Origin of the sequence: Pseudoalteromonas sp. LC2018020214, assembly GCF_016598755.1 — a bacterium.
Taxonomy (GTDB): Bacteria; Pseudomonadota; Gammaproteobacteria; order Enterobacterales; family Alteromonadaceae; genus Pseudoalteromonas; species Pseudoalteromonas distincta.
The window spans coordinates 2,929,845-2,941,156 of sequence record NZ_CP066804.1 but is presented as its reverse complement, the minus strand read 5'-3'; the positions used below and the strand labels follow the sequence as shown (position 1 = coordinate 2,941,156).

Annotated in this window: 6 protein-coding genes; 4 read left to right on the top strand and 2 right to left on the bottom strand. The window is 39.0% G+C overall.

What is annotated here, in order from left to right:
* Positions 1-69: 69 nt before the first annotated feature.
* The gene (locus tag JG479_RS13040) at positions 70-1,305 is read right to left on the bottom strand and encodes a TMEM143 family protein (RefSeq protein WP_200219458.1); all 1,236 of its coding nucleotides are present in this window, start codon (positions 1,303-1,305) and stop codon (positions 70-72) included.
* Between the two features lie 194 nt (positions 1,306-1,499).
* On the opposite strand from JG479_RS13040, the gene JG479_RS13035 reads away from it, so the two are divergent.
* The 4 genes from JG479_RS13035 (at position 1,500) to JG479_RS13020 (ending at position 7,384) form a co-directional block, all read left to right on the top strand.
* Entirely contained in the window at positions 1,500-2,084 is a 585-nt protein-coding gene (locus JG479_RS13035; RefSeq protein ID WP_149603152.1) for a YqaA family protein, read from the top strand.
* A gap of 97 nt (positions 2,085-2,181) precedes the next feature.
* Positions 2,182-3,087 carry a GGDEF domain-containing protein gene (locus JG479_RS13030; RefSeq protein WP_193225935.1) on the top strand — a complete coding sequence of 302 codons (906 nt, stop codon included), beginning with the start codon at positions 2,182-2,184 and terminating at the stop codon, positions 3,085-3,087.
* Positions 3,088-3,250: 163 nt separating this feature from the next.
* Positions 3,251-4,612: a hypothetical protein gene (locus tag JG479_RS13025; RefSeq protein ID WP_182737247.1), complete on the top strand. Its 1,362-nt coding sequence runs from the start codon at positions 3,251-3,253 to the stop codon at positions 4,610-4,612.
* A 126-nt stretch (positions 4,613-4,738) separates the two neighbouring features.
* A complete protein-coding gene (locus JG479_RS13020) occupies positions 4,739-7,384 on the top strand; it encodes a DUF2339 domain-containing protein (protein WP_200219457.1) in 2,646 nt (881 codons plus the stop codon).
* 117 nt (positions 7,385-7,501) lie between these two features.
* On the opposite strand, the gene JG479_RS13015 is transcribed toward JG479_RS13020, so the two are convergent.
* Positions 7,502-10,942: a PAS domain-containing hybrid sensor histidine kinase/response regulator gene (locus JG479_RS13015; protein ID WP_200219456.1), complete on the bottom strand. Its 3,441-nt coding sequence runs from the start codon at positions 10,940-10,942 to the stop codon at positions 7,502-7,504.
* Between the last annotated feature and the right edge of the window lie 370 nt (positions 10,943-11,312).

Genomic DNA, 11,312 nt, shown 5'->3' with positions numbered 1-11,312 from the left:
AGTTCAATACATAACGTAAAAAGCAGCTGAAATTTCAGCTGCTTTTTGTTGTTAAGTAAACTTTGCAGGTTAATTATATTGAAACAAGTTATCCCAGCGCTCATCCAAAATAGTTTTTGCGTGTTCCAAATTTATTGCGCTATACACATCATTAGTGCACGTTACTAAACGCATCCGGGTGAGCTTTTCAAGCGCATCGCTAATTTCAAAGTCGAGTTCGCATTTATACTTTGTTTTAAACCACGCCTCTATTTGCTCATCAAGCATTTGTGCGCTTAAGCCATTTTTAGATTTTAGTAAAAACGTATAGGCCAGTAGGGCTTCTTTTATATCTTCTTCTTCGGCGGCGTCTATAAGGGTATGAAAAACACCCGCGTTGTTATCAAGGTTTTTAAAGTAAAGGTTATCGCTTAGCGCTTTCATAAATTTAATTTTACGGTTTTTAAATTTACTCCATTCTTTAAAAATAAAACTGCCAAAAACCCCCATGCCAATAGCAAAGGTAATAAAGTGTTGTTGCGTCATTTCGACAGCTTCACTTCTAAAGCCACCCCAAAAAGCAAACAGAGCAAGCAATAATAAAATTGATGCACCAAGCTTAGTTATAAGTACCACCGCACCGCCAATTAAAGCCGATGAGCCAATAATTGCTTTATCAATAGGGCGCATGCGTACTTCACTGTTAGGAAATAGCATTTCGAGATCTGCTTTTGGCACATTTTGAAACAGCTTAACTATGGTCGAACTTGGCTCAAACCCTAAAGGCATTTTATTTTTAGCTTTAAAATAAGCGCTGTCTTTAAAGCGAATAAACACGGCTACTCGGTCGTAATTAGTAAAGTGCAGCGGCTTTTTACGAAGGCCCCAAAAGCTGGTTATGGTTTCGGTCAGTTGCGACTCGCCACGGCGATAAAAAACCACTTCTTCAAAGTCATCAAATTCAACTTCAAGGCGCACTTTAAATAGTGACTCTTCATTTAATGCATCTTGTAAGTCTTCATTGGTGATCACTTCAAAGTTAGCTGCATTAAGTACCTTAGCAAAATCTTTAGCAAAATCTCGTTGGCACTGCGCTTTTTGATCCTCCGATACTGGAGCTAATGATCGCGTGTCACTATTGGGATCAAAGGGGGCGTAGTTGTTTTTAAGTGATTCAAGTGTTGAGTGGTAATCGTAATGAATAAGGCTTGCTAGTAAATCACAAAATTGTTTAAACGATGTTTTTTGTGTACTGCTTTTAAGCTCTTCGCTACACATATCGACAATATCTTGTTTTCTAAAAGGAATAAAACGCGCACTTTGCATAAGTTTTTAACTGCTTTGGTAGGTATTTAACTGCATTGACACATAATAAAATATTCTTATGGATATTACTAATTTGTTAATGCAGTAGGACCTGATAAATTTACTACACTGTTTTCAGCGTGTATTAACCTAAATATGTAATTATTAGCTCATTGAATAATCTTGTTCTTACTGATAAGTGAAAAGGATTTACTATGGCCATTCAAAAAAAGCTAAAAGAAAAAACGCGTAATTTTATTGACTCTAAGCATATGCTTAGCGGTATTACAGTGGCGTCGTTTTTAGAGTCAACCATAGTTCCTATTCCACTTGAAGCAGTGCTTGTGCCTCTTATGCAGGCTCGTCGAGAAAAGCTATGGCTTATAGCATTAATGGCGACCTTGGGCTGCATAGTGGGTGCATTGTTTGGTTATGCATTGGGTTACTATTTATTTGATGCGGTAGGCGATTGGATTATTAATACACTTTCGAGCCCTGAGCAATTTGAAAACGTTAAACAAAAAATGCAAGATCAAGGTTTTTGGTTTGTAATAACACTGGGCATTGTGCCCATTCCGTTTCAAATAGCGATGCTCGCAGCGGGCGCGACTAAGTACTCTATTTGGCTATTTTTATTGGCCTCAGGTATTGCGCGTTCTATTCGTTACTTTGGCCTGGCTATTATTGTTTATTATGCCGGTAATGAAGCTGAGCGAATTATTAGTAAACATAAAACGAAGGCAATGGTTGGTTTAACTATTTTAGTGTTGGGATTGTGGGGACTTAGTACCGTAGTTTAAGTTTAAATTTGGGGGGATTACGGTTTTCATCTTCGTGATGGTTTTTATTATTGTGCTATAGTTTTCAAATGAAGTACTGAAAAACCTAGCAATTAATATGATTGAAACAGTAAAACTTACCGTTAAACTTTCTAACTTTTATAAAATGCCTTTGATCAATAAAGTTTTAAGTTTAGCTTTATTGATCTATATTGCTATTTTTTCAGCCTACTCCCTAACTAACTTTCCTCCCTTACAAGTTCAAAACAATGTGTACGGTTTTACTACCGATTTTATTAATTTAATTGTCATTATATTTCTGTTTTGGATGGTTCAATGCTCTGAGCTATCTAAAAAAGCATATATTTTTTCTAGTTTTGGTTTATTACTATGGAGCATTGGCACCACGGCAGATGTGCTTGATGAGTTAGTTGTGCAACCTTATTGGATAAGTATTTATTTTGAGGACTTATGCAGAACCAGCGGCATGCTTTTAACTTCCTATGGTTTATTTAAAACTATGCGCTTTGTACAAAGTATTAATAACCGATTAGCGCGTGAGCTCATTATTGACGATTTAACCAAGGTACATAATAGACGTTATTTTTATCAGCACGCTAAAGATGCTCAGCACTCACCTTACGTTATTTTAATTATCGATATAGACCACTTTAAAGCAATTAATGATGAGTTTGGTCATGATGTTGGTGATGTAATGCTTAAAGAACTAGCAACTAAATACGACAATGCTTTTACGCACCAAAACAAATTTGCTCGCCTCGGTGGTGAAGAATTTGGTGGCTACTTGCCTACAAATAATATGACGCAAGCGTGTGATTTTTCGCAGCAATTAATTGACCTTGCGCACACCATAAATATTCAAAACTCTCGTCACCTAACAGTAAGTATAGGTGTTGCAATGCAAACGCCTAATGAGCCTTTAGATAAAGTAATGAAGCGCGCTGATCAAGCTTTATATTTAGCTAAGAAGAGTGGCCGAGATCGTTTTGAAATTGCCCCGTAAGCGTTTTAATTATATAAAAACACGTCCTTATTGTTTGCACATTTACTACACTTTTTAACGTTTTCGTAAGGAAATGTCAGTGAGGGTAATGCTTTGTAAATCATGAAATTAAAATAGAATGTTTGGGTCATAATGGAGATATTAATAATAAGGAATAACCTTAATGACCAACTCCCTTTTAAAAGCTGCATTACCCTTAAGTCTAATTACTATTTTGTCGGGCTGTGGCTCTGACGATAGCTCAAGCTCTACAGGTTACATCCAATTGTATAACGGCTCTTACAATAGCCCATACACACGTTTGTTTGTTGAAGAAACAGAGCGCTCAGGCGCTGATTTTGCTGATGTAACTACTCGCCATAACTACAGCACAGACACTTATGATGTAAGTTTTGAGTATCTAGATGCTAACGACAGCTATATAACAATTAGCGATCAAGAAATTTCTATTAAGGGTGACAAAACACAGTTAGTAGTAATGAGTGGTAACTTTGATGAGCCTACATTTACAGAGCTTAGCGTACCTATCTCAAGCGATACGGGTGAGTTTAACTTAGGGTTTTACAATATTGCAGGGGAGGATACTAACTACGATATTTACTTAGCAACTGATGATGGTGTATTTGAAAGCGCGACACTTTTTTCATCGGCTCAATATTTAAGTGAGTTAGATCTGCAAAGCGTTGATGAAGGTTATTACACTATTTACATAACAGAAGCGGGCAGCAGTGATGTTGTGTACGAGTCGTCATCTGTTTATTTATACGATGAAGCAAGTTATGTAGCAATGATCCGCCCAAGTTATGCAACAGAAGAAGGCGGTATTACGCTTGATGTAGTAACCGATAATAACTACGTTACTGAGCTTAAACACCAATCTGCCCTAGGGCAATTACGTTTTATAAATACGGTTGATGACTACTCGCCAGTAAGCTTTTCTGCTACACGCGGTACAACTGTAAATACAACAAATACAGTCGCTAGTGACTCTTATACCGATTATGTTGAACTTTCGCCTAATAGTTACAGCGTAGCGATGTACGATGAAGAAGGTACAAAACTAGCTGATAACTTTTTAATGACGCTAGAGCGCGAGCAAAGTGCGGTGGGTATTTTCTATAACGACGTTGATAACGGTTTACGTATGATGAGCGTTGAAGAAAATCTAACACCAAGCAGTTACAGCCACACGGTATCGGTTGTAAACCTAATTGAAAGCTACGCAGGGCAGTCGGTTTCAGATGTAGATGTGTACTTTACACTTAACGGCGAAACGGTAGACGACACCAGTAACGTAGTCGATGGCCTAGATAAGTATGACCAAGAAGAGCAGGTTGTAGATAACGAAATTTACACGGTTTATGTTGTTTACGAAGACAACGGCCAGCAAATTGTGCTTATTCAACAAAGCGATATGGACTTTACACAAGAGGGTAACTACATATTGATTTTAGAGCATGATGAAACAACAAGCTCAGGTTATAAAATGACCCTAGAGCGCACTATTACCGATAGTGTTGAATAAATCTAAACATATTAAGTAGCATAAAGCCTAAGCACTTTAAGTACTTAGGCTTTTTTATTGAACAAAATTTACCTACTCATTAATAATTAGGTACACTCAGGGCATAATAATTAATAAGAGTGTGCCATGGATGATTTAGTTGGGTTAGCCGTCATAGTAATACTGGTTGTAGTTGCCGGTGCTATTTGCGGCTTAATAGCGCTAGTGCAGTTAAATGGATTAAAACAAGAAGTTGCTGTTTTAAGGGCCAAAATAACACATCTACAAACACATAAATCGATATCGCAAAGTGAACCTCAAAGTGAAGCATCTACGGCTCAGGCAGCGCTTTCAAGATCAGAGCCAATTGCTCATAAAGCACAGCCAAACTTAACGTCCCAAAACGCGTCGCCACCTGTAATAAATCAGCTATCAGCGCCTCCTAAAAAAGCCAAACCAGCTGCAGCATCAGCCACAGAATTACTATTTAATAAATTACGCGCAGGGTTTGAAGAGAACTGGATGACCTGGATAGGCGCAATAGCGCTTGCGTTTGGGGGCATATTTTTAGCTAAATACAGCCTAGAAGCGGGATTACTATCACCTGTAATGAGGCTGAGTTTAGGTGGCTTATTTGGGCTTAGCTTAATTGCAGCCGCAGCTTATTTACACCATAAACGCATTGTATTTGAAGGCTTTAATAATTACATACCCGCAGCGCTTGCAAGTGGTGGGTTTATTACTTGTTTTGCTTTAACGCTTTTAGCTTACAGTAGCTACGATATGCTTAGCCCTACCGTGGCATTTTTTGCACTGGCAGTTATTGCAATTAGCGCAAGTGCTATGGCGCTTAGGTTAGGCCCATTATTGGCTGTATTGGGTATTATTGGCGCTTATAGCGTACCAATATGGGTTAATACAGGCAGCGGTAACTTGTTTGCGTTATTTATGTATGTTGGTTTTGTAAGTTTGTCGGCTGCGTTAGTTGCACATAAAGTGCAGCGAGCTTGGTTGTGGTATTTACTATGGGCTGGGCACATTGGCTGGTATTTAGTTGGTTTTACGCTACTTAAAGTTGATACCGTTTGGTTAATGGGGGCATTTGCTTTACTTAGTATTGTAGGGTTAATTGCTATACCGCGCTTAGGTCTAAAACTGAATGTTATTGAACATCGCCCGCACAGTTTAAAACGCTTAATTAAAGTGCTTCCAGATCATGCATTATTACTCGCTTTTATAGCGCCCTTAATATTTACCATGTTAATAAGTCACTTTGATATGCAGTGGCAAACAATCGGCGTGTTAAGTATTGTATTGGTGTTGTTTTTAGTCCTTAAAAATAGCCGTTGGGATATTTGGCAGGGCGTAACGTTAGTTATTTCAACGCTATTAGTATTAGGCGCTCAGCGCACGCATCTTTCGCCAAATCTATTTGATGACGCACTCTTTATATTCAAAAATGAATACGGTTTGGGTTTATTACTCGGATTGTTACTTACCGCTTTTGGGCTTTATTACGGTAAAAAACAGATTAAGCGTTTAGCGTTTCATATTACGGGAGCATTTAGTGTATTTGTAATGATAGCTACTTTATATACGCTTATTCCTAATTCTGCGTTAAGTACAGCGTATCCGCTTTGGGCCGTTGTATTGTTTATAGTGGCAGCTATTTTAATAAAGCTCGCGCAGCATAATACAACGCTATTTCAGCGTTTTACTTATTGGGTAGGCGCTAATGCCAATATTACGTTAGCAATTACCATGCTACTAAGTGACAGCGGCCTAACCATTGCTCTTGCTGTACAAGTATTACTTATAAGCGTACTTATTAAACGTTATAGCGTGCCTATGCCGCATTGGCCTATAAAAGCCTTGGTTGCTGCGTTATTACTGCGCTTAACGCTTGCGCCTTGGACACCAAGCTACGATGCGTTAACGGTATTTGGCTTGCATTGGAGTATTGTGGTTTATCCGATATGTATTACGTTATTTTTTGCCGCAGCTAAGTGCTTTGACTCATCAAAACTTAAAATATGGCTCGAAGGTGCAGCTCTTCATTGTTTAGCGCTTTTTATTACTACCGAAACAAGTTATCAGTTAGTAGGGCATTATCCGCAATTTGATTCACTTAACTTTTACGAACAAATACTCCTTACCTGTAACTGGCTGGCATTAGGGTGTGTGTATTTACACAGAGCAAAACTTGCCGGTACTTTAGCTAAGTTATATAAAGTGGCGGGTTTTTCACTTGCGGGGTTAGCAGGGCTTTTTGCTATTAAAACACTACTTGACGATAACCCATTATTTGAATCACTTTACATAGGTGAGCTGCCAATATTTAACTGGTTATTACTATTGTGGTTAGTACCTGCAGGATTAACGCTTTGGCTGGCCAAGCTTGTAAAACCAATAAATGCTAAAGCTACGCCATTTATATTGGCCGTTGCGGGTGGCTTTATATTATTGGCAATAAACAGCTTTATTCGCCAATACTGGCAAGGTCCTTACATATACTTATCAAAAGGCGCAAGTAATGCAGAGCTTTATAGCTACTCTGTTATTTGGTTAGTATTGGGTGCGGGTACTGTTATTTTTGGTCATTTAAAAAATCAATTATTAATACAAAAAATAGGCTTAGGCTTACTAGCTGCCGTTATTGTTAAAGTGTTTTTAATTGATATGGCTAACTTGGAAGGCTTACTTAAAGCGCTTTCGTTTATTGGATTAGGGCTTTCGTTGGTCGGGTTAAGTTGGTTGTTCCAAAAGCTTAGAAGCCGAGTAAATCAAGTTTAACTTTATGAATACTTTATAAAGCAAAGCCCAGTGAAGATACTGGGCTTTTTGTTTTACGCTATTACTTGATAGCTTTTAACTAGAATACTTTTAACTAGATAACTTTTAACTAGATCACTATGTACTGTGATTAAGCAGTGCCTTTAGTTTGCCCGGTTTAATTGGCTTACTTAAATAATGAATATTAGCGGCTTTGGTTTCTTGTTTAAGCTCGGTGTCGCGCACGGCGGTAATTAAAATAGCAGGGACTTGGCTTTGCCAAATTTCGCGCAGGGTTTTAATTAGCGTTATGCCATCGCAGTCGCTACCTAATTGATAGTCCATTAAAATAACATCGGGTGCACCGTTTTCTTTAGCATGCGCCAGTACATTATCTACGTTATCAAAAAGGGTGTAATTAGCTTGCCACTTTTTAAGTAAGCTTGCCATTGCTGCTAAATTTTCAGGGTCGTCGTCTACGGCAACAATATTAATTGCGGCACGGTTTTCTATTAAGCTGTTTGTAGTACTTTTTTGTTGTACAAATTGCTCTTCGCCATAAGGTACTTCAATGCTAAAGCGGCTACCTTTATTTGGCTCAGAATGCACATCAAGCGGCAAACTTAATAAGTCAGCCATACGTTTTACCACACCTAGGCCTAAGCCTACGCCTTTGTTATCGCCCGACTCAACACGGTAAAAGTCGTTAAATATTTTAGCTTGCTCTACTTCGCTAATACCTGGGCCTGTATCCCATACTTCTATTCGTAAATTGTGCTTTCGGTTCCTACAGGCAATTAATACACGGCCATTATCGGTGTATTTAACTGCATTAGAGACCAAGTTTTGAATAATTCGGCGCAAATAGGTTATATCGCTGTGCACAATTTGTTGGCTAGAACGCACACTAAGCTTAAGGCCTTTATCACTTGATAAAATAGCGTATTCACTTTGCAATGGCGCTAAAATATCTTCAATATAAAAGTGGCGAGGGGTTGGGGTCATAGCGCCTTGTTCTAGCTTGGCTATTTCAAGTAGCGCCGACATTAAATGCACGGTTGAATCGAGACTGTCGCCTAGTTTTTCAAAGCTGTTTTGGTTAGTGCTGTCGAGCTGTTTTTCGTCAATGGCGGCAAGGTATAAACGTGCTGCATTTAACGGCTGTAAAATGTCGTGGCTTGCCAGCGCTAAAAAACGCGTTTTACTGTCGTTGGCTTGCTCTGCTTCTCGTTTAGCTAAAGTAAGTGCTTGCTCGGTTTGTACACGGCTATCTATTTGAGCTTGTAAGTCTTTATTAATAGTTTGCACTTCTTGAGTACGTGCCTCTATGCGGTTTTCAAGATCCATGTTTACTTCTTCAAGCGCATTTTGCGTACTTATGTGGTTTGTAATATCCGAAAAGCTGGTAACAAATCCGCCATCGGGCAGCGGATTACCAATCATTTCGTATACTTGGCCATTACGACGGTGGCGAATAAAATGATGCGAGCTGCCATATTTTAAATGCTGTACACGTTTTTCTACTTGGCGTTCTATTTCACCGGGGCCACATTCACCACGGTTAGCGTTGTATCTAATAATGTCTTCTATGGGTTGGCCTACTTCTAAAAAGCCTTCAGGGTAGCCAAACATTTCATTGTAGCGTTTGTTCCATGCAACGAGTTTTAAATCTTTATCAACAACTGAAATACCGTGGCTCAAATTTTCGAGTGAGGTAAATAACAGATTTTGATTAAATTGCAGCGCTTGTGTGGTTTCGTCAAAAAAGTTTACTACTTCTTCAAACGCCATACGCTTACCTGACGATACCGTATGTATTAACGCTTGCGCTGATGATGCGCCAAGCACGCCTGTTAACGCGCGTTCGCAGTAGGCTATAAATTCAGGCTCTGGGTGTGCGTTGTTATCGCTTAAATGATGGGCGAGTGCGTAATGGGCCAGTACTTGTTGACTGCGCTGAATACCTAGAAATGTTTGCAGTAGTATTTTAAAGTCGTAAACGGTGGCTTTTACGTCTTTATTTAAGCGCCTTGATAAAATAGCCTGATCTTTAGGGTTAACAAAAGCAGCGGCCTGTATTTTATCAATTAAGCGCTCCTCAGCCCCAAGTGAAAAACTAATATAACAACCAATATTGGCAAACAAAGCTATCAAGGTTCCACGCGTTATAAGCGTTTGTTGCAGCTCGCTATCAAGGGTTGTGCCGGCATCGAGTATTGGCAGCATTAAAAATAGTATCCAACAAATAAAGCCTGCTACCAAACCCGCATACACCCCATAAGCATGACCTTTTCGCCAATATAAACCACCCACAATAGAGGGCAGCAATTGGGTAACAAGTGAAAACGCCACCAAGCCCATACTGGCCAGTGCGCTACTATGGCCAAACCATTGCTGATAGAAATAGGCCAAAATTAATATGCCTGCAATAGCAAAGCGCCTTACAAGTAATATACGAGACTTATAACTGCTGGTAATTAAGTTACGTTTAAACTTTCTACGCAGCATTAACGGCAGTACCACATCGTTTGAAATCATCGTGCTTAATGTAAGCGTTGCTACCACTATCATTGCGGTGGCGGCCGATAGTCCACCTATAAATACAAAGGTGGTTAAAAAAGCGTTGTCGTTAATTAGCGGTAGGGCAAGTACAAAGCTGTCGGGTGAATAGCCGCTGCCAATTTCAGGATGAATGGCCGCAGTCGCAATAGGTAAAATCATTGCGGCTGTTAGTAGTAAATACAGCGGGAAAGCCCAGCGAGCGGTAAGTAAGTGGCGTTTGTTTTGGTTGTCGACCACGGTTACATGAAACTGGCGAGGCAAACATATAATAGCCGCTGCAGCCATTAAAGACTGGCCAATAAAGTTAAAGCTAAAAAAGTTAAAATCGCTCCAGTGACCCCAAATAGACTCAGTTACTTTGTTCGTGGTGGCTTCGGGTAAATTAAAAAGTGTAAATACTGCAAGCCCCGCAACGGCAATAAGAGCAATAAGTTTGATCATAGATTCAAATGCAACAGCGAGCATTAAGCCAGAGCGATATTCAGTTACATCAACTTTGCGAGTACCAAAAAATATAGCAAATAACGCCATAATTAGTGTGGCAGAAAGCGCGAGCATATCGCCGGATATTTTATTACTGTTTTGCAAAAGTAAAAAGCTTGTACTAAGCGCTTTTAATTGCAGTGCAATGTAGGGAATGGTTGCCAGTAATGCGATTACAGTAACCATTATTGCTGTAGTTTGACGTTTGCCGTAACGAGCTGAAATAAAGTCAGCAATAGTCGTTATATTTTGTTTTTTACTTACCAGTACCAGCTTACGTAAAAATCCTTGGCCAAATAAAAACAGCAACGCAGGGCCTAATAATATTGGCAAGTAACTCCAACTGCTGGTGGCGGCTGTTCCCACCGAACCGTAATAAGTCCAAGAGGTACAGTAAATCCCGAGTGAGAGTGAATACACAAATGGGTGATGGCTAATACGCTTTGCCAAAGGGGTTGTTTTATCGCCCCAATTGGCAAGCCAAAACAGCACACCTATATAACTTAAAGCAACAATAATGAGTACGGCAGTCATGTTGTTATTAAACCTTATTATTTTAAATAGTCCCTCATCCCTATGAGGGATTAACACAATACCAGAACTGGGGTTAAGTGTGAGGGTTGAATTTAAAATAAAACTTTTATTTTATTTATATCTTATTGAATATTAACAGTAAAAATAAAACACCCTTGAGCATTAGACTAATGTCGCATTAATGACCAACTTATCAATTTAATCATAAAGCCAGCTTACAAAAACAGCCTAAGCAATTGAAATAATATAAAAATATATAAAACACGCTTGAATGATAAATACAGTTTACGTAAACGTTAACAGGCTGTTACGACTATGGTCTCAATTCAATATGTAACCAGCGTTGCTAAATTGGTAAGCGAAGATAAAA